Raw genomic sequence first — 23,483 nt, 5'->3', positions numbered from 1 at the left:
CGATGCCCGTCTACGCCCTCGGCGACCGGGTACCCCGAATCCACCCGGACGCCTACGTCCACCCGGACGCCGTCGTCATCGGTGACGTCAGCATCGGCGCCGAGTCGTCGGTGTGGCCGACGGCGGTGCTGCGGGCCGACTTCGGGCGCATCGAGATCGGTGAGCGTACCTCCATTCAGGACGGAACCGTCCTGCACACCACCGAGGAGTGGCCGACCGTGGTCGGCAGCGACTGCGTGGTCGGGCACAACGCCCACCTGGAGGGGTGCGTGATCTTCGACCGCTGCCTCATCGGCTCGGGCTGCGTGGTCCTGAACCGCGCCGTGGTACGCGCCGGCTCGGTGATCGGCGCCCAGGCGCTGGTACCCGAGGACCTGGAGGTCCCGGCCGGGCACATGGCGCTCGGCATTCCCGCCCGGCCCCGGCCGATGGACGCGGCGGTACAGGCCGAGTGGATCGACTACGGGGTACGCGAGTACCTCCGCAACGCCAAGCGGTACCGCCACGAGTTGCGCCGACTCGACGCGTGACTCAGCGGCGGCGTTCCAGGAACGCGGTCATCCGCTCGTACTTGTCCTCGGTCTCGAACAGCACGGCCTGCGCCACATCGTCGAAGCGGGGGTGGGCGCCGGGCGGTGCGGCCAGGGCGAGCTTGGTCAGGCGCAGCGCCAGTGGCGCGTTCCTGGCGATGCGGGAGACCAGCCCGTCCGCCGCGGCCAGCAGTTCGTCCTCGGCGACCAGTTCGTTCACCAGCCTGACGGCCAGCGCCTCCTCGGCGGACACCATCCTCCCGGCGAGCAGGATCTCCTTGGCGAGGGGCTCGCCGACCAGCTCACGCAGCCGCCAGCAGGCGCCGGCGGCGGCCATGATGCCGAGCCCCGCCTCCGGGTTGCCGAACCGGGCCCGTGGCGTCGCGATGCGGAAGTCGCAGGCGTAGGCCAGCTCCGCGCCGCCGCCGAGGGCCGGCCCGTCGACCGCGGCGATCGTCGGCATCGGCAGCTTGGCGATCCGGTCGAACAGGCCGCTGTTGATGCCCGCCAGCGCGTCCTCGCGGCGACGTTCGCGCAGCTCCCGGATGTCCGCGCCGCCGGCGAAGATGCCGTCGGCTCCGGTGATGACCAGGATCCGGGGCTGTCGCTCCAGGTCGGCGCAGACCTCGTGCAGGTCCGCCACCATCGCGGCGTCGATCGCGTTGCGTACCTGCGGGCGGTCCAGCCGGACCAGCACCCGGTCCGGCCCGTCCTCGACCTTCAATGTGCCGTTCAGGGTCGACCTCCTGCCGATTGCTCTACGCTATTGCGATGGAACGTCACAATAGCGTAGAGCAATGTGCGCTACGGGGCCAGTGGTCACCCGAGGCCGAGGAGCTGTCGCGCTTGCGCGGAGCCGTTCGACCACGTGAGGCGTACTGATGTATCGGGGAGGGGTGTGTGCTTCCGCGCGCTTTGCTCTGCTCCCGGGCGGGCAACACCCGTAGCGGGGCGACCGATAGCGGGGCGACCGACAGCAGGGCGACCGATGCTGCCTATCCGGGAGCAGAGCAAAGCGTCGCGCAGCACTCATCCCGGCGATGCGGAACGGAGCGACGATGAGCACCCACCGACGGCGTCGTCGTCACGGTAGCCGCAGCGGCGTCCGTGCCGACACGGCGCGCAGATCGGCTTCGATGTCGGCCGCGGCCCGGCGCAGCGCCGGCAGGAGGGTGCCGCGGGTGTGCTCCACGCTGCCCCGCCCGGTGTGCGTGGAGAGGTTCACCGCGGCCACCACGGCGCCGGTGACGTCGCGGACCGGTACCGCGAGCGAGCGCAGCCCCTCGTCCAGCTCCTCGTCGACCAGCGCGTACCCGTTCGTCGCGGTCTCACACAGGATCCGCGCCAGCGCGTCGGCGTCGGTGACGGTACGGCGGGTCAGCGGCCGCAGGTCGGCGCGGCCGAGCCGGTCCCGGCGCTCGGTTTCGTCCAGCCCGGTCAGCAGGACCCGCCCCATGGACGTGGCGTACGCGGGGAAGCGGGTGCCGACGGTGATGTCGACGCTCATGATCCGGTATGTGGGGACGCGGGCCACGTACCGAATGTCGTCCCCGTCCAGGACGGTTGCCGAGGCGGACTCCCGCACCCGCTCGACCAGCCGCTCCAGGTGCGGCTGGACGATCTGGGTGAAGCCGAGCTCCGACAGGTGGGCGTACCCCAGTTCGAGGATCCGGGGCAGCGGCCGGAACCGCCGCCCGTCCGTCTCCACGTAGCCGAGCTGCTCCAGGCTGAGCAGCGACCGCCGCGCGGTGGCGCGCGGAAGCCCGGTGGCGGTCGCGACCTCGGACAGGGTCAGCCCGCCCACGGCCGCGCCGAGCGAGGCCAGCACCGCCAGCCCGCGCGCCAGCGACTGCAGGAACCCGGCGCCCAACTCCTGCTTCGCGGCGAGCGACGGGTCGGCCGGGGGCTGGACCCGGGCGGTTTCATCGCCCCGCCGCCCGACGGCCTCGGCCAGGGCGCGCGCCATGGCGGCGGCCTCGTCGCGGAGCCTCGGCAGGACGGCCGCGGCGAGCGACTCCACGGTGTGCCGGCTGGTGTGGCTGACCACGTTCACCGCGCAGACCGTGCGCCCCGACGGGTCGGTCACCGGGACCGACACGGCGATCAGGCCGGGCTCGACGAGCTGGTCGTCGGCGGCCCAGCCGGAGTCGGCCGCTGCCGCGACGCGCCGGGCGAACTCCGCCTCCAGGTCGTGCGGGTCGATCCCCGCCGGTCGGGAGGGGACGGCGGGGAAGGCCGCGTCGAGGGGGTCGGCCCGTCGGCGCTGCCGCCAGGCGTCCCACTGCCGCTCGGTCCACTCGCGGGCGAACAGCGTCCCGGGTGCGCACCGTTCGGCGGGCAGCAGGTCACCGATGCGGAAGGTCAGGGACATGGTCCGCCGCCGGGAGACCCGCGTGACGAAGCGGGCGCCGTCCCCGTCGGGTACCGCGATCGAGACCGACTCGTCGAGTTCGCGGGCGAGCCGCTCGGTGCGGGGGCCCAGGGCGTCGGGGATGCCGCAGCCGCTCAGGTACGCGTTGCCCAGCTCCAGCAGCCGGGGGGTCAGCTCCACGTCGCGGCCTGCCGCCCGGAGGTAGCCCAGGTGTACGAGAGTGCCGACGACCCGGTCGACGGTGGCCCGCGCCAGGCCGGTCAGGTGCACGAGGTCACTCGGGCGCAGCCGATGGTCGCCCGGGCCCGACATGGCGCGCAGGACGGCCAGGCCACGGTCGAGCGGTCCCACCACCGACTCGTCCGGCGCGCGGGCCTGATCGGTGCTGATCATCGGCATGTTCCCCGTCGTCGGAATTCCGCGGCCGCCAGCCGTTGACACCTGCCCGGAAGCGGGCGGAAACTCATGGCGCATATTATGAACGAAAGTTCACCCTGCGAACAACAGTGATGTTGGGCAGCCCCCTCGGAGGAACTGATGCGCACTACCGTCGGCATCGTCGGCGGCGGCCCCGCGGGGCTGCTACTCGCCCGCCTGCTCCACCAGGCCGGGGTGGACTGCGTGGTCCTGGAGAGTCGCGACCGGGCGTATGTCGAACAGCGGCAGCGCGCCGGCATCCTCGAGCAGGGCACCGTGGACGTGCTGCGATCCTGCGGGGCAGGCGAACGCATGGACCGCGAGGGCCTCGTCCACGACGGCATCGAGCTCCACTTCGACGGCCGGCGCCACCGCGTGGACTTCCCCGCCCTGACCGGCGGCCGCAGCGTCATGGTGTACGCCCAGACCGAGGTGGTCAAAGACCTCATCGCGCTCCAGTCGGTCGAGGGTCCGCCGCTGCTGTTCGAGGCCCGGGTCGACGCCGTCGAGGGCGCCGACACCGACAGCCCCGTCATCCGGTTCACCCACTCCGGCCGCGAGCAGACCCTGCACTGCGACTACGTCGTCGGCTGCGACGGTTTCCACGGCGTGGCCCGGCACGCGATCCCCGAGGGCGTGCGGCGGACCTTCGAACGCGTCTACCCGTACTCCTGGCTGGGCATCCTGGCCGACGTGGCGCCGTCCAACGACGAGCTGATCTACGCACACTCCGAGCGCGGGTTCGCCCTGCTCAGCATGCGGTCGCCCACCGTCAGTCGGCTGTACCTCCAGGTCGGAAACGACACCGACCCGCACGCCTGGTCGGACGAGCGGATCTGGGACGAGCTGGACGCGCGGTTCGCCCTCAAGGGCGGCGGCTGGAAGCTGGAGCGCGGCCCGATCACCAGCAAGTCGGTGACGCCCATGCGCAGCTTCGTCGCCGAGCCGATGCGGTACGGCCGGGTCCTGCTCGCCGGCGACGCCGCCCACATCGTGCCGCCCACCGGTGCCAAGGGCCTCAACCTCGCCGTCGCCGACGTCGTCGTCCTCGCCCGGGCCTTCGCGCACCTGCACACCACCGGCTCCACCGAGCTGCTCGACGCCTACTCCGACACCTGCCTACGCCGGGTCTGGCGGGCCGAGCACTTCTCGTACTTCATGACCACCACCCTGCACCCCGATCCGGCACAGTCCCCTTTCGACACCCGCCTGCAGATCGCCCAGCTGGACCGCATCGCCTCGTCCCGGGCCGCCGCCACCGAACTGGCCGAGAACTACACCGGCCTGCCGATCGGGTAAGCCGCACCGGTGGCACGGCCGTTCTGGCGCGAGGAGCGGGTACGTCTGAGCGACACGACCGTCGCCGCCACGTACCGGCCGGGCCGCGGCCCGGTGATCGTCCTGGAGGCGGGGCTGGGGCTGCCGGGGTCCGCGTGGCGGCGGCTCTGTGAGCACCTGCCCGGTGACCGGGCGGTGCTGCGCTACGACCGGGCCGGACTGGGCCGCAGCGATCCCGGCGCGCTGCCCCGTACCGGTGCCCGGCAGGCGCGCGAACTGCGGGAACTGCTGCGCGCACTGGACCTGCCCGCGCCGTACGTGCTGGTCGGCCACTCCGCGGGCGCGTTCGTCGTGCGGCTGTTCGCGCATGCGCACCCCGACGAGGTCGCGGCCCTCGTGCTCGTCGACCCGTCGCACGAGGACGAGGGCCCGGCGCTCCGACCGGTCACGCGCTGGGCCGAGGCCTCGCTGAGCCGGCTGCTGCGCGTCGCCCACCTGATGTCGTGGTCCAAGCACCTGGCCGGAACGGTGCGCGAGGACGAGGCGTTCACCGCCACCGCCGAAGAGGTACGCCAGGCGCGGCGGCGGCACCCCCTGCCCGACGTACCGCTGCGAGTGATCACCGCCCGGTACCCCGGTTGGCTGCCGCCCGGCCGGTCGCGGCGGCGCGAGAGCGACCGGATCCGGTCGTTGCACCGGGCCCTCGCGGCGTCCGTGCCGCGCGGACGCCACCTGCTGGCGCGCAGCGGCCACCTGGTCATGCGCGACGCCCCACGGTTCCTCGCATCGGTGATCGCCGGCACCCACCCATGAGCCCGGAGGATTCTCCGTCCTACGACACGGAAGATCCTTCAGGATCATGGGACGAGGCGGGGACTACGGCGTCCACAGGTCGCAGTTGTGTTCGGCGGCGTACTCCCGGTCCGAGATGAGCGTGGACCGGCCACCGGCGCGCAGGGAGAGCGTCAGCCCGGTGTGGTTGTACGGCGGCCACGGGGCGCTGTGCGCCGCCGCGGGCTGCCCGGTACGGACGAAGGAACCCCAGTACCGCACCATGTCCAGGGCCAGGCGCTTCTCGTCGGCGGTGAAGGTGGGCGCGATGGGCGTGCCGTTGTCGAAGCTGGGCCACAGGTACGCGAGTTCGGCGGCGTGGCCGGCGCCCCACACGTACCCGGCCGGTTGCGGGCTGAGCCCCGGCCCGGTGCGGTGGGCGAACTCGTACGAGAAGGTACGGGTGGACGCGGCCAGCGCCCGGGTGAGCGAGCGGTTGCCGCAGCCGCCGATGCCGGCGAGGAGTCCGGAGTCGGTGAAGATGGCGCCGATCAGGTACGCCGGCGTGAACCGGTCGGCGTCGGCGGGCCAGGGGTAGCGGGCGAGGACCGCCGGCGTCCGGGTGCCGAACTGACCCTGCACCCACGCCTCGTACTGCGCCCGCGTGGCGCCGATGAACCCCTGGGCGAAGGTGCGGCCCTCGTCGCGGGTCGCGCCGACCACCACCGGTACCCGGGCGAAGGCGCCGGTACGCACCGCCGTGTCGGGGTCCTGCGGCAGTACGGGTACGTCGCGCACGAAGCGGCTGGGCGGTGCGGGCGCGGTGTCCAGCAGTTGGGCGGTGGTCCTGCCGCGCAGGCAGGCGGCGGCGGTCGCGTCGTCGGTGCAGCCGACGACGCGGGCGTAGGCGGTGCCCGCGGTCTGGGCGTCGGCCAGCGTCTGGCTGGTGCAGGAGCCGCTCTGGATCATGGCGCGGGCGAACAGGCCGCGGGAGGCCGGCGCGGACAGGTGGGCGCAGACCGACCAGCCGCCTGCCGACTCGCCCCCGATGGTCACCCGGTGCGGATCGCCGCCGAACGCGGCGATGTTGTCGTGCACCCAGCGCAGCGCCGCCTGCTGGTCCATCAACCCGTAGTTGCCGGACTGCCCCGCCTGGTCGGTCAGCGCGGGATGAGCCAGGAAGCCGAAGACGCCGAGCCGGTAGTTGACGCTCACCACGACGACGCCGGTGGTCCGCGCGATGAGGCTGCCGTCGTGCTGGTTGGAGCTTCCGTTGACCAGCCCGCCGCCGTGGATCCAGAAGTACACCGGCAGCCTGGCCCCGGGCCGGGAGCCCGCCGGGCGCCACACGTTGAGGTACAGGCAGTCCTCGGTCTCCGAGCGCGGGCCGTTCGTGCTCGCCAGGACCGGGCAGCGGCCACCGTAGGCGGTCGCGTCGCGCACGCCGTGCCACCGCTGGGCCGGCTGCGGTGCCCGCCAGCGCAGTGCGCCCACGGGAGGCTGCGCGTACGGGACTCCCCGGAAGCTGTCCACCGAACCGTCACCGGTGCCGCGGAGCAGTCCACTGTCGACACGTGCCGACGGGTCCGCGCTCGCCGCGGCGTCCGGCGTCCACAGGAGAGGGAGCGCCAACGCGGCCACGGCCACGACCCACCCGATCCGCTTCATGACTTCCCCTCCGGTTCAGTGGAGCGTGACGTTGGTGCGCAACGGGAGCGTCCGGGAGGAGGCACCCACCCACACGGCGCGGCTTCCGGTGCCGAGCGCCCACCGGTGCGCCGTGCTGTCCCAGTACTGCAGTTGCCGCTCGTCGATGGAGATCTCCACCGTGCGGGACTCCCCGGGGGCGAGGTGGACCTTCTCGTACCCGGCCAGGGCCTTCACCGGCTGCTGGGCGCCGTGGACGTCCGGGCTGGGGCCCAGGTACACCTGCGCCACCTCGTCACCGGCGCGGTTGCCGGTGTTGGTCAGCGTGAAGCGTACGGTCAGCCCGTGGTGGCCCCGGGCGACCCGCAGCTTGCTGTAGCCGAAGGTCGTGTACGACAGGCCGTACCCGAATCCGAACAGCGTCTGCTGGCCCTGCGCCTCGTACCACCGGTAGCCGACGTCGACGCCCTCGTCGTACTGCTCGACGTGGTTGACCCCCGGGTAGCGCGCGGGGTTGCCGGTGACCATCGTGTGCGCGTCGTCGAGGGGGAAGGTCTGGGTGAGCTTGCCGCCGGGGTTGACGTCACCGAACAGCAGCCGCGCCGTGGCCAGGCCGCCCATCTGCCCCGGGTAGTACATCTCCAGGACGCCGCGGACCCGCGACAGCCACGGCATCGTCACGGCGGAGCCGGTGTTGAGCACGACCACGACGTTCGGGTTGGCCGCGGCGACCGCCTCGATGAGCCTGTCCTGGTGGTACGGCAGGGCGAGCGACGTCCGGTCGGCACCCTCGGTGCCCTCGTCGTACGCGAAGACCACGGCCGTGCGCGCTGTACGGGCGCCCGCGACCGCGGCGTCCAGCGCCGCCTGCGCGGCCTGCGGGGTCACCCAGGTGAGCCGGGCCTGGAGCGGACCGGTGAGGAAGGACGGGATGCCGGTGACGTTGATCCCCACCGAATGGGTACCGGCGGTGAGGTGCACGATCGCCCGGAAGTGCGTCAGTTCGCTGGAGAGCGCGAACCCCGACGCGACCTGGGTCCCGTCCACGGTCAGTGCGGCGATGCCCTGGGCCGCCTGCAGGTCGATGAGGTAGTCGCCGGTCGTGTCGACGGTGAGGGTGCGGGTGGTGACGAACGACTGGCCGTTGGGCAGGGCGGCGTCACCGGTCAGGTCGATCGGGCCGCCCGACAGCGCGGACGCGGGGACGAGCACGCCGATGGTGTCGATGCCCGGCGTGTACGTGACGGTCGCGTCCCGCCCGGCCCGCTTCGTGATCTCGTCGAGGGGGGTCGTGACGCGGGTCGGCGTGACCTGCGAGCTTCCCCCGCCGCCGATGACCGGGTACTTCGCCGGCGTACCGATCAGCGCGATGTCGCGGGCGGCGGCTCCCCTGAGCGGAAGCGCGTTTCCGGTGTTGCGCAGCAGGACCGAGCCGTCCTCGGCGACCGCCTGCGCGACCCGGTCGTCCGCGGCCCCGTCGAAGGACGGGCGCGGGGCGAGGCGGCAGCCGGTCACCGGGCCGCCGGGGGAGGCGCAGGCGAGCAGGCCGAACGCCTTCATCTGTACCAGGATGCGGCGTACCGCCGCGTCGAGCGCGGACTGCGGAATGGTGCCCGCCAGGATGGCGGCCCTGAGCGCCGGGCCGAGGTAGGTACCGCCCGGCATCTCCTGGTCGAGGCCCTTGCGGATCGCGTCTGTGCTGTGGGTCGCGCCCCAGTCCGACATCACCCAGCCGCCGAAGCGCCAGTCGCCCTTCAGGACCCCGTTGAGGAGGGGAGCGCTGCCGCACCCCGGATCACCGTTGACCTTGTTGTACGAGCACATCACGGCGCCGGCCCCGGCCTTGACCGCGGCCTCGAACCCCGCCAGTTCGATCTCGCGCATCGTCTGCTCGTCGACGCGGACGTCGACGGCCATGCGGTCGGCCTCCTGGTTGTTCTCCGCGTAGTGCTTGACGGTCGCGATGAGCCCCTGGCTCTGGATACCTCTGACCTCCTGCGCCACGGTCCTGGCCGAGACCAGCGGATCTTCGCTGAACGTCTCGAAGTTGCGGCCGGCGTACGGCACCCGGATCGTGTTGACCATCGGTGAGAGCAGGACGTCCTGCCCCAGGGCGCGCCCGTCGCGGCCGATCACCTCGCCGTACCGGCGGGCGAGGGTCTCGTCGAAGGCGGACGCGAGCGCGACCGGCGCCGGCATCGCGGTGCTCGGATGCGTGACGCGTACCCCGGCGGGGCCGTCCGTGAGCCGTAGCGGCGGGATCCCCAGCCGGGCCACGCCCGGGATGTATCCCGCCTGGCCCAGCGACTGCGGGTCCCGGTCCCCGTGGACGAAGGTCAGCTTCTCGTCCAGCGTCATCGCGGCCAGCAGGGCGTCGACGGAGATGCCCGGCTTCGTGCCGGGGGGATGCGCCGAGGCCGCCGATGAGGCGGTGGTCGCCGGGGCGCCGGCGACCAGACCGGCGCCGAGCGTCATCGCCAGGGCTCCGGCGCGGAACCTGCGCCGTCCGTTGGAAGCACCAGATCCCGGCATCGCCGTGCCCCTTCCCGTTGCCCGCGGCGGTTGATTACCACCGTGGCAGGTGTCTGGACGCTAAAGTCGTCGCCCTCGAGCCCGGTAGGTATCGAGCGGCGTCTGTAACTCAATCGTTACACGTCGATGTAGGCGGCGTCCCGCCGGAGATCCGCCAGTCCGGGATCGCCGCTTGCTTCCACTGTGTGGTAGCGGGTCCCACCAGGTGGCAGCTGTGACCGCCCTCTCCGGGGTGTTGCATACTCATGCTCCCCCCTTGGAAAAAGTGACCTTGGATAGTAGGTAAAACATGACCGCAGCGTTGTCCGCGCCGGCTCGGAAGGGCAACCCTTCGTGGGTCCTCCCGCTGTGCTGGCTCGCCGTGCTCCTGGACGGGTTCGATCTCGTCGTTCTCGGTACCGTGATGCCCTTCCTGCTCAAGTACAAGGAGTGGGGCCTGAACCCCGGTTCGGCGTCGCTCATCGCCACCGTCGGCCTGATCGGCATGACCATCGGCGCCGTCACGATCGGCGCGATCACCGACATGATCGGCCGTCGTAAGGCCCTGCTGATCGCGGTGGTCAGCTTCTCGGTGTTCACCCTGCTGTGCGCCTTCGCCCCGTCGCCGGAGGTCTTCGGCCTGCTCCGCTTCCTGGCCGGTCTCGGCCTGGGCGGCTGCCTGCCCACCGCGATCGCGCTGGTCACCGAGTACTCCCGGCGGGAACGCAGCGGGAGTGCGACGACCACGTTGATGACCGGGTACCACGTGGGTGCCGTCCTCACGGCGCTGCTCGGGCTCGAGGTCATCGGCCGGCTCGGCTGGCAGGCGATGTTCGTGATCGGTGCCGTGCCGGCGCTCGTGCTCGTGCCGTTGATGCTGCGCTACCTGCCCGAGTCCGAGTCGTTCCTGGCGGCCCGGGCCGCGGTCGCGAACGGTACCGCCGCGCCGGCGGCGAGCTCCGGCAAGCGCGCCGCGGCGACCCTGTTCCAGGGCGGGATGCTGCGGTCCACCCTGGCGTTCTGGGTGACCTCCTTCATGGGCCTGCTGCTCGTCTACGGGCTCAACACCTGGCTGCCGACGATCATGAAGGCGGCCGGGTACGAGCTGGGCAAGGCGCTGACGCTCCTGCTCGTCCTCAACGTCGGCGCCGTGATCGGCCTGCTCGTGGCCGGCCGGGTCGCCGACCGCAACGGCATCCGGCGCTCCACGATCATCTGGTTCGCCGCGGCGGCCGTGTTCCTCGCCGCGCTCAGCATCAAGCTGCCGACCATCGGCCTGTACGTGAGCGTGCTGCTCGCCGGGATCTTCGTGTTCAGCGCCCAGGTGCTGGTGTACGCCTACGTGAGCCGGGCGTACCCGGCCGCCGGGCGGGCCACCGCCCTGGGCGGTTCCGCCGGGGTGGGCCGGATCGGCGCGATCTGCGGTCCGCTCGTCGGTGGCTGGCTGCTCACCGCGGGTATCGCGTACCCGTGGGGCTTCTACGTGTTCGCCGGGGTCGCGGCGCTCGGCGCGATCGCCGTGTCCGTCGCCGCCTCGCCGTCCGCCGACGACCCGTCCGCGGTCGTCGCGGACCAGGAGCCGGCTGCCCAGACCGGCGCCTAGCTGGAACGATCGGTGAAGGGCACCCCCGCCCGGGGGTGCCCTTCACCGCATCCGGGACCGCGGGTTTTCCTACTCGGCCACGTTGAGCCAGATGACGCCGTCCGGCGGCGGCAGGCGTTTCGCGGTGAGCAGTGCGTCGAGAGCCGCGCCCAATCGGACCAGGCCGTTCCGGGTTCGCGGGAAGCGCTGTGACGAGACGAAGATGATGCCGGCGTGGGGCGTCACGGGCGCCAGCCGTGCGAAGTCGCGCACGTTCTCCGTGACGACGCACCGATTGTTGCGCGCGGCCCAGGCGAGGACGTCATCGTCGGACCTGGAGGACAGGCCCACCTCGATGTCCAGTGCCGCCACCGCATCGTGACCTTGCTGGCGCAGCTGGAGCGCAAGGGCTGGCGGGTACATCTCATCGAGCAGCAGTCCGGTCATGCGCCACGCCGTCGCAACAGGTCCTGCTCGGCCTGCCACAGCCGTTCCTCACGTTCGGCGGCCTCGCGGTTGGCCTCGATACGCTCATCGATCTCATCCGGGTAGGCGGCGTAGTAACGCAGTGCCGTGGCAACCCCATCCCGGCCGAGCCCGGTGACGGCGCCTATCTCGTTGGCGAGGTCTTCGCCCTCGAGTTCGGGCGTCTCAGCGCGTACCGCGTGCAGGGCCGCGATGATTTCCCAGATATCCGGGCCGCTGGCCAGGGTCGCCCGCCGGCCGGTCGGCCCGGACCGGAAAACGACGCCCGGGTGTTCGTAGGAGCGTAGCGACTCGTCGATGAACATGTTGACCACCGAGGATGACGACGAGCCGGGATGCTCCCGAACATAACGATCGAGTCGGGCCAGTACGGCTTCATCGAAACGGACGGAACGAGGCGCACTCATGACTACATCGTAGTCGCTTGTAGTGCCCTTCGTCCTCGTGTCAGCTCCGGTGCTCGCGCCGCCCATTGGTCGAGGCCGGTCACTTACTCCTGGGCGAGCCGGGCGGCCCGCTGCAGCCGCCGGCTCACGCGTTGGCGTACACCCGCTCGGGTGTGATGAGGACGGCCGTTCGGCGCTCGCGCGCCATGACGGCGTCGTAAGTGGCCCAGTCGTCGTGGGTACCGCCCGCCGCGGTGAAGATCTCCCGCAGCAGGAGGGGCAACCGCTCGGTGTCGACCCCGGCGACCGGGTCGTCCGGGCCGACCAGGTGGGCCGGGCCCTCGGCGGCCGCCCAGTCCCAGCCGACCCTGGCGACCACCGTCGCCCGGGGATGGACCCGCAGGTTGGCCAGCTTGCGGCTGCCGCCCATCGCCACGAACGCCACCACGGGCAGGCCGGTCAACGGGTGGTCGACCACCCCGGCGTTCACCACCGACGAGTGGATCGTGTTGTCCGGCCGCAGCGTCGATACGACGCACAGGCCGTGGTCACCGGCGATCAGGCGAGCGAAGTCGCCGATATCGGTCATGCCTCCACGATAGGTCGCCGCTACCGGCGCATTGACCGAGTCCATTGACGAACGTATCTTTGCCGAAACATTCGAAGGCACGGCGAAAGTTTCTGGATCGGCCGGCGCGGGATTCACTGTCCGTTCAGGGGGGAGCACCGCCATGAGGAGAATGTCGTCAATCATCGGAGTGGCCGTCGCGGGTGCGCTGATCGCCACCGTCGGCGTCACGGCCTCCTCGGCCCAGGCCGTGAGCCCGCAGGCCGGCGCCGTCGGCGTGCTGGTCGTACCGGGGATGAACGGGCACTGGGTGAACACCTGGGTCTCGATGCCGCAGCTGACCGAGCCCGGCAACATGCCACCGGCGCCGTTCACGCGGGACAACCTGGTCCTCGCCGATGCCACGCTCCGGCAGACCATCCGCACGTCGGTCGGCGGGCGGCAGCTGCGCCTGCGCTTCTCCAACGCGTTCGGCGGCACGGCGTTGCCGATCACCGCCGTCTCGGTGGCGCTGCCGGTCGGTGGGCGGGCCGGCGTCGGCGCGATCCAGCCGGGAACCTCCCGGCCGGTCACCTTCAACGGCCGGTCGTCCGTGCTCATCCCGGTCGGCGCGCAGATGGTCTCCGACCCGCTGAACGTCGACGTGGCGCCCCAGTCCAACCTCACCGTGACGACCTACCTGGCCGAGGGGCAGGCGTCCAACAACATCACCTCACACCCCGGGTCCCGGACCACCTCGTACCTGCTGGCCGGCAACCACGTCGGGGCTGAGGACCTGCCCGGGGCGACCACCACGAATCACTGGTACTTCCTCAGCGGCCTCGAGGTGTGGTCACCGTCCACCAGCTCCGCCGTCGTCATGCTGGGCGACTCCCTGACCGACGGTAGAGGCTCCACCACCAACCTGAACAACCGCTGGCCGGACCGGTTGCTCGCACGGTTGCAGGCGCACCGGGGTACGGCCGGCGTCGCCGTGCTGAACCAGGCGGCCGGTGGCAACCGGGTACTGAACGACGGGCTGGGCCCCAACGCCCTGGCGCGGCTGGACCGCGACGTGCTGGCGCAGAGCGGGGTCGAGTGGCTGTTCGTCTTCGAGGGCGTCAACGACATCGGCACGGCCGCCGCCACGGAGGCGGCCCAGAAGCAGGTCGCGGCCGATCTGGTCGCGGCCTACGAGCAGATCGTCGTACGGGCGCACGCCCAGGGCATCAGGGTGTACGGCGCGACGCTGCTCCCGTTCGGCGGCAACACCGGCTACGACGATCCGGCGGGGTACCGGGAAGCGGCCCGGCGTACGGTCAACGAGTGGATCCGGAACAGTAGGCGGTTCGACGCCGTGGTCGATTTCGATGTCGCGGCGCGCGACCCGGCCGACCCGCGGCGGCTGCGGCCGTCGTACGACGACGGGGACCACCTGCACCTGAACCCGGTGGGCTACCAGGCGCTGGCCGATGCCGTCCCGGACCGGCTGTTCCGGCAGCAGCCCCGGCCGTGGGGATTCGGCTTCAACTAGGTCACCCGGTCGCGGTGGGAGCGAGCCCGCTGTGGACCGCGGCCGGCACGCTGTCGAGCAGTGCCCAGTCCCGGCTGATGTCGGCGGCGGCGCACAGCAGGCGGGGGAGGTGCTCCTCGGTGAGCTGGCGTACCGAGGTCTCGGCGGCGTGCACGGTGACGTTGAGGGCCGCGACGACCCGGCCGTGGCCGTCGCGTACCCCGGTGGCCACCGACCGGATGCCCGGTGCGAGGTCCTCGTCGGCGAGCGCCCAGCCACGGGCCCGTACCTCGCGCAGCGCCGCGTCGAGCTCGTCGCGGTCCGGCTGCCACTTGGCGGTGACGCCGGAGCGGCCGGGCTGCGCGAGGGCCTCGTCGAGTTCGACCGGGGACAGGGCGGCGAGCAGGACCTTGCCCATGGACGTGGCCGGCGCCGGGAAGCGGGTACCGATGGTCACCGCGAGCGTGATGATCTTCGGTACGGCGACGCGCGTGACGTAGACGATGTCGCTGCCGTCGAGCTGGGCCATGGACGTGGACTCGTTGGTCTGCGTGACGAGGCGCTGCATGTGCGGCCGGGCGATGTCCCACATGCTCAACGAGTTGATGTAGGTCATGCCCAGTTCGAGTACCCGTGGGGTGAGTGCGAAGCCGCGCTCGGCGGAGCGGACGTAGCCGAGCTCGTCCAGGGTGAGCAGGATCCGACGGACGGTCGGCCGGGCCAGCCCGGTCGCGCCGGCGATCTCGCTGAGCGTCATCACCGGCTGACCGGGCTGGAAGCAGCGCAGCACGTCGAGGCCGCGGGCCAGGGCCTCGATGAAGTCGGGTCCCGCTTGGCGTGCCATTGCTGCCTGCCTTCTTCCGTCGACCGTCACCGGCGGGTCAATGCTTCCACTGCGCCGAGCCGGCGTCCCACTCGGTGTACGTGTACGGATTCTCCTGGATCTTGGTTTCGGGGATGTCCGGGTTCATGCCCTTGATCCAGGCCTCTTCCCCCATCTCCCCGACGAGGTACTCGATGGTCTGCTCGACGCTGCGCCGGGCCTTGGCGAGGTCGACCCCGACGAGCCGGTGGTCGTGCTTGACGACGCGGCCGTTGACCACGACGGTGTGCACGTCGCCGCGCTGGGCCTGGAACGCGACGTGGCCGTACGGGTTGAGGATCGGGAACATGACCGGCGACCGGTCGTTGGAGATCAGTACGATGTCGGCCTTCTTGCCCTTCTCCAGGCTGCCGACGGCGCCGTCGAGGCCGAGGGCCTTGCTGCCGCCCCGGGTGGCCCACTCCACGACCTGCTCGGCGCGCAGCCGGCAGTGGGTGACCGTGTCCTGGCGGCCGTGCGCCTCGAGGTGCTCGCGGGAGCGGTCGGCGCCGAGCGTGGTGCGCATTGCCGAGAACAGGTCGCCGCTCCACCAGACGCTGGTGTCCATCGACAGCGACACCGGGATGTCGTGCTGGCACAGTTGCCAGGTGGGCGGGTAGCCCTGGCCGGCGCTCTGCTCGCTCTCGGTGGACACCGAGACCGAGCCGCCGGTGGCGGCGATGCGGTGGTACGAGTCGTTGGTGAGGCTCGCGGCGTGCACGTACACCGTCCGCGGGGTCATGAAGCCGTTCTCGTGCATCAGCCGGATGCCGTCGTCGTTGGTGGCGCCCCATACCCCGGCGTGGGTGGTGACCGGGACGTCGAGTTCCCGGGCGACCTCGAACGCCGCCTTCTCGGGGAAGGTCGGGTCACCGGTGACGTCGAACGCCATCTGGAAGCCGAGCATGTCGTCGCGTCCGGCGAACCGGCGGTTGACGAAGTCGCGGAACTCCGGGCTGGTCGACCACTCCCACGGTCCCTGCTGGATGTTGCCGTAGGCCAGCACGAACCGGCCCGGTACCTCCTGCAGGGCGTCCACGGCGGCGTCGGCGTGCTGGGTGGTCCGCAGGCCGTGCGACCAGTCCACAGTGGTCGTCACCCCGGCGTCGATCGCCTCGATCGCGGAGAGCAGGTTGCCGGCGTACACGTCCTCGGGGCGGAAGAGCTTCCCGGACTCCAGGTAGTACCAGACGAAGTACTGGGTGAGCGTCCAGTCGGCGCCGTAGCCGCGCATCGCGGTCTGCCACATGTGCCGGTGCGTGTCGATCATGCCCGGCATCAGGATGCCACCGGACGCGTCTATCTCGAGCGCACCCTCGGGGGCGGTCAGCCCGACGCCGATCTCGGCGATGTGCTCGCCCACCACGAGGACGTCCGTGCCGGGGAGCACCCGGTGGGCGTCGTCCATGGTCAGGACCAGTCCATTGCGGAACAGGACGGGACGGCCGGGCTCCGGGCTCGGGGTCGTCGAGCCCACGTCGCTCGCGCTCATCTGCATCAACTCCCACGCATCAATGTGGCCGGCACTGCGGACAACAGTCCGTATCGCGGACGACCCGTAGATTGGCGCAAGTTTGAGCGCGCATTCGGATGGGTGTCAAGGGTCTCGAACAACCGGTCTCAGTCCCCTTCTGGGTGACTGGTAGGGCAATCGACCCGTTGACAGTCGACGTGACGCACTTCGATACTCGAACCTCCGGACAGATGTCCGCATGACGGGCGGAGGAAACGAGTGGCAATGCCGGAGTACACAGACGGCAACGGCGTAAAACCGGCGAAGGGTCCGTTGGCCGGCCTACTGGTCGCCGACTTCTCGCGGATCCTGGCGGGGCCGTACGCCACGATGCTGCTCGCCGACCTGGGCGCCGAGGTCATCAAGGTGGAGAGCGCGGGCGGCGACGACACCCGTACCTGGATGCCACCGGTGCGCGACGGAGTCTCCACGTACTACCTGGGGATCAACCGCAACAAGCGCTCCATCGCGCTGGACCTGCGGGAACCCGAGGACCTGGCGGTGGCCCGCAAGCTCGCCGCGCGGGCCGACGTGCTCGTCGAGAACTTCAAGCCGGGGGGCTTGAGCCGGTTCGAGCTGGACTACGAGTCCGTGGCGGCCGGGAACCCAGGCGTCATCTACGCCTCGATCAGCGGCTTCGGCACCGGCGCGGGCGCCGCGCTGCCCGGGTACGACCTGATGGTGCAGGCGATCTCCGGGCTGATGAGCCTGACCGGCGACCCGGACGGTTCCCCGTACCGTGCCGGCATCGCCGTCTTCGACGTGATGACCGGCATGCACGCCGCCATCGGGATCCTCTCCGCGCTGCACCACCGGGGTACCTCCGGCCAGGGTCAGCACATCGACGTCAACCTGCTGTCCTCGGCGCTGTCCGGACTGGTCAACCACAGCAGCGCGTACGTCGCCGGGGGAGTGGTGCCGTACCGGATGGGCAACGCCCACCCCAGCCTGTTCCCGTACGAGCCGCTGCCCACCGCCGACGGCGAGCTGATCGTCATCGCCGGCAACGACGGGCAGTTCGCCAAGCTGTGCGACGTGCTCGGCGTGTCCGAGCTGGTGGGCGACGCCCGGTTCGCGCACAACTCCGACCGTACCGCCAACCGCGACCAGCTCCGGCCGTTGCTGGTCGACCGGTTGCGGACGAAGACCAAGGACGAGTGGTTCCGCGCCCTGATCGCCGTCGGGGTGCCGTGCGCCCCGATCAACACCATCAACGACGGGGTTGCCTTCGCCAAGGAGCTGGGCCTCGATCCGGTCGTCGAGGTCGGCGACGGGGACAGCGCCGTGCCCAGCGTGCGCAACCCGATCACCTTCTCGGCGACCCCGCCGCGCTACCAACTACCGCCGCCGGGCCTCGACGAGCACGGCGCCGAGATCCGCAGATGGCTGTCCGAGGGGCAGGAGAATCAGTGAGCACCTTCCCGACGTCGATCGGCACCTCCGACGCGGACTCCATCCGGCTGCTGGGTCAGGACCTCGCCGCCGACCTGATGGGCCGGGTCGGCTTCGGTGAGCTGGCGCTGTGGCTGGTCACGCAGCGGCGTCCGGCGCCGTCCGAGGTACGGGTCTTCGAGGCGGTCCTGGTCGCGCTGGCCGACCACGGCTTCACTCCGACCGCCATCGCCGCCCGGCTCACGTACCTCAGCGCCCCCGACTCGCTGCAGGGCGCGCTCGCCGCCGGCCTACTCGGCGGCGGCTCCCGCTTCCTGGGCGTCACCGAGGACTGCGGCCGGTTCCTGGCCGACACTCTGGCTACTGTGGACGGAGCGCTGCCGACCGACGACGCGGGCTTCGACGCCCTCGCGCTCGACGCCGTCACCCGGGCGCGCGCCGAGCGCCGGTTCGTACCGGGCCTCGGCCACCCGGTACACAAGGTCCAGGATCCGCGCACCCCGGTGCTCATCCGGATCGCCGAGGAGGAGAAGCTGCGGGGGCCGCATCTGCGGCTGTTCGAGGCGATCGGCCGGGTCCACCCGCAGGTGCTGGGCCGCACCCTCCCGCTCAACGGCGCCGGGGTCTGCGGCGCCGCGCTCGCCGACCTGGGGCTGCCGGTCGACCTGCTGCGCGGCTTCGCGCTGCTGGCCCGGGCCGCCGGACTGCTGGGACACCTGGCCGAGGAGCGCCGCAACCCGATCGGCATGGACGTCTACCTGACCGTCGACCGCAACGCCACCTACGTCACCCCCGATCCGTCCTGAGAGGAGCCGTCCATGGCTGAACTGGCCGCGGTCATCGCCTCGACCCACCACCCCTTCTACTACCGGGCCAGCACCGCCCGGGGCGAGGACCGGCCGCCCTTCGCCGACGAGTGGGTACGCAAGATCACCGCGTTCCGGGAGACGCTGACCCGCGCCAACCCGGACGTGCTCGTCATGGTCGGCTCCGACCACTTCCACCAGCTGTGGCTGGACAACATGCCGCAGTTCCTCATCGGCAAGGCCCCCGTCTACGACGCCAACTGGTACAACGAGGAGCGCGAGTTCGGGCTGCCCCGGATGGTGCTCAAGGGTCAGGAGGACCTGTCGGGGTACCTGCTGCGCGAGGGCCTCGACGCCGGCTTCGACCTCGCGTTCAGCAACGAGCTGCGGATCGACCACAGCATCACCTGCCCGATCATCACGCTGCGGCCGGAGGCCGACCTGCCGATCGTGCCGGTGTACACCAACATCTTCGCCCCGCCGCTGCCGCAGCCGAAGCGCTTCGTGCAGCTCGGCAGGACCATCCGTGAGCTGATCGAGTCCTGGCCCAGCGACCAGCGGGTGGCGGTCATCGGTACCGGGCACCTGTCGCTGGAACTGGGCGGGCCGCGCCAGTTCGGTCCGCACGGCCCCGACCCCGAGTTCGACCAGCGGGCCGTGGAGTGGATCGCGAACGGCGACCTGGAGGGCTGTCTGTCCGAGGTCACCCTCGACAGCCTGCACGCGCCGGGCAATGCCACCCACGGCTTCATGGACTTCATGCTGATGATGGGTGTCGCCGGCGAAGGCGCGAAGGCCGACTACGTCGACACGCTCGACCTGTTCCACACGATGGAGGCGTACTTCACCTGGTACCCGAGCGGAGGGCCGGGCCTGAGCGAGGAGCGAGCTTGCGAGCCCCGCAGCGAAGGCAAGGGAGAATCGGCATGAGCAAGTACCTGCTGAACAAGTTCCTGTACACCGTCGACCGTGACCCCGAACTGGTGGAGCGCTACCGCGAGGACCCGCGCGGCACGGTGGCGTGGTGGGAGGCGGAGCGGGCCAACCAGCTCCTCAACTGCCACACCGGCGAGGCCAGTACCTGGTTGGCGTTCGACGACCCCGAGCGGGAGGCGCTCGTCGCGCACGACTACGTGAAGCTGTTCGAACTCGGCGCGCACCCGTTCCTCACGCTGACCCTGTTCATCGCCGCGTTCGAGCGCGACCACGCCGAGCCGCTGGGCTTCCAGAAGGAGTACGCGCTGCGGCTGCAGCACTTCTCGCTGCCGTACCCGGACATCGCCACCTGATGCGCGCCGCCGTCATCCACCACTGTGGACAGCCGCCCGTCGTCGGGGACCGCGAGTCGCCCCGCCCCGGCGACGGGCAGGTACGGGTGGCCGTCGCCGCCGCGCCCATCACGCCGCTCGACGTGCTGTGCTGGACCGGTAGCTCGTACTTCGGCGCCCCCGCCGTGCCCTACGTCCCCGGCGTGCAGGGCGTCGGCCGCCTCGACGACGGCACCCCGGTCTGGTTCTCCACCGCCGCCGGGATGCGCCCCGGCGACGGCAGCATGGCCGAGTACTGCGTCGTCCCGGCTCCCGACGTCGTCGCGCTGCCCGCCGACGTGGACCACACCCTGGTCGCCGCCCTCGGGCTGTCGGCGGTCGCGGCCTGGCAGGCCCTGACCTGGCGCGGCGAACTGCGCTCCGGAGAGCAGGTCCTGGTCCTCGGCGCCGGCGGCGTCGTCGGTCAGGTCGCGCTCCAGGCGGCCCGGCTGCACGGCGCCCGGCGCGTCGTCGCAGCCTGCCGGTCGACCGCCGGGCAGGAGCGCGCCCGCCGGCTGGGTGCCGACGCGGTGGTCGCCCTGACCGACGCCGACGACGTGGACTCCCTCGCAGGACGGCTCCTCGACGCCTGCGACGGGCCGGTGGACGTCGTCCTCGACCCGCTGTTCGGCGTACCGGCCGCCGCGGCGCTGCGTACCCTCGGCCCGCACGGGCGACTGGTCAACCTCGGCAGCTCGGCCGGCGAGCACTCGCCTTTCGACTCGGCGACGCTGCGCAGCCGGTCGCTTCGCATACTCGGCTACACCAACAACGAGCTGAGCAGCGAGCAGCGGGAACACGCCCTGCGGGTCGTCGCCGACCACGCCGCCGCCGGGCGGCTGGTCGTCGAGTACGAGACCGTGCCGCTGGCCGAGGCCGATACGGCCTGGTCGCGGCAGGCCCAGGGGCGCGCCACGAGCCGGCTCGTCCTGAACCTGGATTAGCTACCCGGCCGTCGCCGACGCCATGACCCGCCGGAGCAGGTGGTCGAACTCCAGCGCCCGTACGCCCTCCTCGTGGAGGGCGGCCAGCACCGGGTCCGTACCCGGGTCGAGCGCGGCGGCCTCCTTCCACAGGGCGTGCTCCATCGCCTGCCAGTCCGGGCGCTCGTCGACCGTGATCTCGACGAAGCCGGCCGCGGCCAACCCCGCACGCAGGTCCACCGCCCGCAACCGCTCCGGCAACCGGCGGTTGCCCGGGTCGACCGGCTCCCAACAGGTCACCACGGCGCGCCCGCCCGGTACCACGATCCGGCGCAGCTCGCGATAGACGGCCCCCGGGTCGTCGGTGAACTGGACGGCGTCGACGCACATGACGGCGTCGATCGAGGCGGCGTCCAGCCCGGTGGCTGTCAGCTCCCCGACCTCGAAGCGGGCCGTATGGCCCATCCGTTGTGCGTGCTGCCTCGCCTGCCGGATCGCCTCACCCGAGAAGTCGATCCCCACCAGCCGCGCCCCGGTACGCCGGGCCACCTCCAGGCCGTAACCGCCGCGCCCGCAGGCGAGGTCCAGCAGCACCTGCCCCGGCGACAGCCGAAGGGCCGCGGTGACCTCTGCGATCCCGTCCCGGCCCAGCAGGCCCGTGGACAGGAGATGGACCGGCAGGCCGAGGTGGCGCTGCACGATCTGGTCCTTGGCCGGCGATTCGATCATGTTCGCGTACCACTGGTCGAAGTCCTCAGCGGACGGTGGGGGTTGCCTGGTCATGAGCGCCTTTCGGTCACAGCGACAGGACGATCTTTCCGCGCGTCCGGGTGGTGGCCAGCAGTTCGTGCGCCGTGGCCACCTCCGCCAGCGGCAGCACCCGGGCGATCTCAACCCGCAGCCGCCCGGCCTCGTACAGATCGAGCAGCCGGGCCAGCCCCGCGGCGTCCGGCCGTACCAGGTGGCCCAACGCCTGTACCCCGGCCGCGTCGGCGGCGGTCTTGAGCGTGTCCGGCAACCCGCTCGAGAACGTGACCATCGTCCCACCCGGCCGGACCGTCCTCAGTAGATCGTGGGCGCCGACCGAGTCGAGGACCACGTCGACGTCGGGTACGGCGCCGGCCACGTCCACCGCGGTGTAGTCGATCGGCTCGTCCACGCCGAGGCCGCGCAGGAAGTCGTGGTTCGCCGCCCGGGCGGTACCCAGTACGTGGGCGCCGCGCTCCTTGGCGAGCTGCACCGCGAGGTGGCCCACGCCGCCCGCGGCCGCGGTGACCAGCACCCGCTGCCCGGCGCGAACGCCGGCCAGATCGAGGATCTGAAGCGCGGTCAGGCCGGCCAGCGGCAGCGCGGCCGCCCGTACGTGGTCGAGGTGGTCTGGCTTCTGGATCAGATGCGCGGCCGGCGCCGCCACGTACTCGGCGTAGCCACCGGCCAGGGCGGGGAAGCGGGGCATGCCGAAGACCGCGTCACCGGGCTGGAATCCGGTGACTCCCGCGCCCACGGACTCGACCACGCCGGAGACGTCCCAGCCCCAGATGTAGGGGCCACCGCCGAACCAGTCGCTCACGTACCCGGCGCGGGCCTTCCAGTCGACCGGGTTGGTACCGGCCGCCACCACCCGTACCAACACCTCGTCGGGACCGGGTACCGGCACCGGAAGGTCGACCAGCTCCAGCACCTCCGGGCCGCCGTAGGACTTCGCCTGGATCGCGCGCATCAGTGCTCCCCTCGATGACTGCGACCCATAGTGGAGGGATCGATCTCCGTGAGCAAGCACCAGCATCGGCCGCCGGTCGTCGTCGTCGGGGGTTCAACCGGCCGGTACGAGCAGCGCAGGAGGCGATGACCGCCAGCGAGACCACGGGCAAAGTCGCAGGTCGGCCCGGTCGGTGGCAACTCCCCGCGTCGGCTTACGATCTCCCGGTGAGACCCTTCCTGCTGCTGTCCTCGCGCGCCGAGGACGCGGCGGCGGACGACGAGTACGCCGCGTTCCTGAGGGTGACAGGCCTATCCGCCGAGCAGCTCCGCCGGATCCGGATGGAGGCCGCGCCGCTGCCGAGGCTGAACCTCGACGACTACTCGGGCGTCCTCGTCGGGGGAGGGCCGTTCAACTCCAGCGACCCGGAGGCGGCCAAGTCGGCGGTCCAGCGCCGGGTCGAGTGCGAGCTGGGCTCGCTCCTGGACGAGATCGTCGCCCGCGACTTCCCCTTCTTCGGCGCCTGCTACGGCGTCGGAACGCTCGGCGTACACCAGGGCGGGATCATCGACCGGACCTACGCGGAGCCGGTCTCCTCGGTACGCGTCACGCTCACCGCCGCCGGGCTGGTCGACCCGGTCCTGGCCGGCATGCCCGAGGAGTTCGACGCGTTCGTCGGACACAAGGAGGCGTGTCGGTTGCTTCCGCCGGGTGCCGTGCTGCTGGCCAGCTCGCCCCGGTGCCCGGTACAGATGTTCCGGGTCAAGCAGAACCTGTACGCGACGCAGTTCCACCCCGAGCTGGACGTGTCCGGCATCGTCACGCGGATCCAGGTGTACCAGCACGCCGGCTACTTCCCGCCGGCGGAGATCGAGGAGCTCATCGGCCGGGTGAGCGTGGCGGTGGTGACCGAGCCGGCGAGGATGCTCGCGAACTTCGTCG

General features: G+C 71.6%; 22 protein-coding genes. 11 read left to right on the top strand and 11 right to left on the bottom strand.

All coding sequences use genetic code 11. The annotated features are described in order from the left end of the window. The first annotated feature begins 2 nt into the window (after positions 1-2). The gene (locus Pme01_RS17895) at positions 3-530 is read left to right on the top strand and encodes a gamma carbonic anhydrase family protein (RefSeq protein ID WP_168116918.1); all 528 of its coding nucleotides are present in this window, start codon (positions 3-5) and stop codon (positions 528-530) included. A gap of 1 nt (position 531) precedes the next feature. Here Pme01_RS17895 and Pme01_RS17890 read toward each other — a convergent pair whose 3' ends face one another. Beyond that, a complete protein-coding gene (locus Pme01_RS17890; RefSeq protein WP_203935726.1) occupies positions 532-1,266 on the bottom strand; it encodes an enoyl-CoA hydratase/isomerase family protein in 735 nt (244 codons plus the stop codon). A 348-nt stretch (positions 1,267-1,614) separates the two neighbouring features. After that, positions 1,615-3,294 (bottom strand): IclR family transcriptional regulator domain-containing protein, encoded by a 1,680-nt coding sequence (locus tag Pme01_RS17885; protein WP_203935716.1) that lies wholly within the window; start codon positions 3,292-3,294, stop codon positions 1,615-1,617. Positions 3,295-3,438: 144 nt separating this feature from the next. Here Pme01_RS17885 and Pme01_RS17880 point away from each other — a divergent pair, with 144 nt between their 5' ends. Then, positions 3,439-4,617, top strand: coding sequence for a 4-hydroxybenzoate 3-monooxygenase (locus tag Pme01_RS17880; protein WP_168116920.1), 1,179 nt, complete (start codon positions 3,439-3,441; stop codon positions 4,615-4,617). Positions 4,618-4,626: 9 nt separating this feature from the next. Then, positions 4,627-5,409, top strand: coding sequence for an alpha/beta fold hydrolase (locus Pme01_RS17875; RefSeq protein WP_168116921.1), 783 nt, complete (start codon positions 4,627-4,629; stop codon positions 5,407-5,409). 63 nt (positions 5,410-5,472) lie between these two features. Here Pme01_RS17875 and Pme01_RS17870 read toward each other — a convergent pair whose 3' ends face one another. Both Pme01_RS17870 and Pme01_RS17865 read right to left on the bottom strand, forming a co-directional pair. Next, on the bottom strand, positions 5,473-7,035 hold the full coding sequence (locus Pme01_RS17870) for a carboxylesterase/lipase family protein (RefSeq protein ID WP_168116922.1): 1,563 nt from the start codon (positions 7,033-7,035) through the stop codon (positions 5,473-5,475). A 15-nt stretch (positions 7,036-7,050) separates the two neighbouring features. Continuing rightward, positions 7,051-9,489: a beta-glucosidase family protein gene (locus Pme01_RS17865; protein WP_203935715.1), complete on the bottom strand. Its 2,439-nt coding sequence runs from the start codon at positions 9,487-9,489 to the stop codon at positions 7,051-7,053. Between the two features lie 346 nt (positions 9,490-9,835). On the opposite strand from Pme01_RS17865, the gene Pme01_RS17860 reads away from it, so the two are divergent. After that, the gene (locus Pme01_RS17860) at positions 9,836-11,128 is read left to right on the top strand and encodes an MFS transporter (RefSeq protein WP_168116924.1); all 1,293 of its coding nucleotides are present in this window, start codon (positions 9,836-9,838) and stop codon (positions 11,126-11,128) included. Positions 11,129-11,197: 69 nt separating this feature from the next. Here the strand turns inward: Pme01_RS17860 and Pme01_RS17855 are convergent, their stop codons facing one another. The 3 genes from Pme01_RS17855 to Pme01_RS17845 form a co-directional block, all read right to left on the bottom strand. Further along, entirely contained in the window at positions 11,198-11,554 is a 357-nt protein-coding gene (locus Pme01_RS17855; protein ID WP_168116925.1) for a DUF5615 family PIN-like protein, read from the bottom strand. Continuing rightward, on the bottom strand, positions 11,551-12,000 hold the full coding sequence (locus Pme01_RS17850; protein ID WP_168116926.1) for a hypothetical protein: 450 nt from the start codon (positions 11,998-12,000) through the stop codon (positions 11,551-11,553). The genes Pme01_RS17855 and Pme01_RS17850 overlap by 4 nt, the downstream gene beginning before the upstream one ends. Positions 12,001-12,124: 124 nt before the next feature. Then, positions 12,125-12,568 (bottom strand): pyridoxamine 5'-phosphate oxidase family protein, encoded by a 444-nt coding sequence (locus Pme01_RS17845; protein ID WP_168116927.1) that lies wholly within the window; start codon positions 12,566-12,568, stop codon positions 12,125-12,127. Between the two features lie 142 nt (positions 12,569-12,710). Between Pme01_RS17845 and Pme01_RS17840 the strand changes: the two genes are divergently transcribed. Beyond that, positions 12,711-14,060 carry an SGNH/GDSL hydrolase family protein gene (locus Pme01_RS17840; protein ID WP_168116928.1) on the top strand — a complete coding sequence of 450 codons (1,350 nt, stop codon included), beginning with the start codon at positions 12,711-12,713 and terminating at the stop codon, positions 14,058-14,060. Between the two features lies 1 nt (position 14,061). Here Pme01_RS17840 and Pme01_RS17835 read toward each other — a convergent pair whose 3' ends face one another. Together Pme01_RS17835 and Pme01_RS17830 are read right to left on the bottom strand one after the other, a co-directional pair. Then, positions 14,062-14,883, bottom strand: coding sequence for an IclR family transcriptional regulator domain-containing protein (locus tag Pme01_RS17835; protein WP_168116929.1), 822 nt, complete (start codon positions 14,881-14,883; stop codon positions 14,062-14,064). Positions 14,884-14,920: 37 nt separating this feature from the next. Beyond that, entirely contained in the window at positions 14,921-16,393 is a 1,473-nt protein-coding gene (locus Pme01_RS17830) for an amidohydrolase family protein (protein WP_168116930.1), read from the bottom strand. A gap of 246 nt (positions 16,394-16,639) precedes the next feature. Here Pme01_RS17830 and Pme01_RS17825 point away from each other — a divergent pair, with 246 nt between their 5' ends. The 5 genes from Pme01_RS17825 to Pme01_RS17805 are packed head-to-tail and all read left to right on the top strand — an operon-like array spanning position 16,640 to position 20,863. Further along, positions 16,640-17,827: a CaiB/BaiF CoA transferase family protein gene (locus Pme01_RS17825; RefSeq protein WP_168116931.1), complete on the top strand. Its 1,188-nt coding sequence runs from the start codon at positions 16,640-16,642 to the stop codon at positions 17,825-17,827. Beyond that, positions 17,824-18,612: a citryl-CoA lyase gene (locus tag Pme01_RS17820; protein WP_239088300.1), complete on the top strand. Its 789-nt coding sequence runs from the start codon at positions 17,824-17,826 to the stop codon at positions 18,610-18,612. The genes Pme01_RS17825 and Pme01_RS17820 overlap by 4 nt, the downstream gene beginning before the upstream one ends. A gap of 12 nt (positions 18,613-18,624) precedes the next feature. Further along, positions 18,625-19,542, top strand: a complete 918-nt coding sequence (locus Pme01_RS17815) for a DODA-type extradiol aromatic ring-opening family dioxygenase (protein ID WP_168116933.1) — start codon at positions 18,625-18,627, stop codon at positions 19,540-19,542. Continuing rightward, a complete protein-coding gene (locus Pme01_RS17810; RefSeq protein ID WP_168116934.1) occupies positions 19,539-19,901 on the top strand; it encodes a hypothetical protein in 363 nt (120 codons plus the stop codon). Before Pme01_RS17815 ends, Pme01_RS17810 begins: the two co-directional genes overlap by 4 nt. Beyond that, entirely contained in the window at positions 19,901-20,863 is a 963-nt protein-coding gene (locus tag Pme01_RS17805) for a quinone oxidoreductase family protein (RefSeq protein ID WP_168116935.1), read from the top strand. Before Pme01_RS17810 ends, Pme01_RS17805 begins: the two co-directional genes overlap by 1 nt. Here Pme01_RS17805 and Pme01_RS17800 read toward each other — a convergent pair whose 3' ends face one another. Together Pme01_RS17800 and Pme01_RS17795 are read right to left on the bottom strand one after the other, a co-directional pair. Then, positions 20,864-21,625 (bottom strand): class I SAM-dependent methyltransferase, encoded by a 762-nt coding sequence (locus Pme01_RS17800; protein ID WP_168116936.1) that lies wholly within the window; start codon positions 21,623-21,625, stop codon positions 20,864-20,866. It lies immediately after the preceding gene. Positions 21,626-21,638: 13 nt separating this feature from the next. After that, complete coding sequence (locus Pme01_RS17795; protein ID WP_168116937.1) at positions 21,639-22,562, bottom strand: NADP-dependent oxidoreductase; 924 nt, start codon at positions 22,560-22,562, stop codon at positions 21,639-21,641. A 206-nt stretch (positions 22,563-22,768) separates the two neighbouring features. On the opposite strand from Pme01_RS17795, the gene Pme01_RS17790 reads away from it, so the two are divergent. Next, on the top strand, positions 22,769-23,483 hold a 715-nt coding region (locus Pme01_RS17790; RefSeq protein ID WP_203935714.1), incomplete at its 3' end, for a glutamine amidotransferase.

This window comes from Planosporangium mesophilum (genome assembly GCF_016863255.1).
Taxonomy (GTDB): Bacteria; Actinomycetota; Actinomycetes; order Mycobacteriales; family Micromonosporaceae; genus Planosporangium; species Planosporangium mesophilum.
This window is presented reverse-complemented; position numbering and strand designations above follow the sequence as displayed.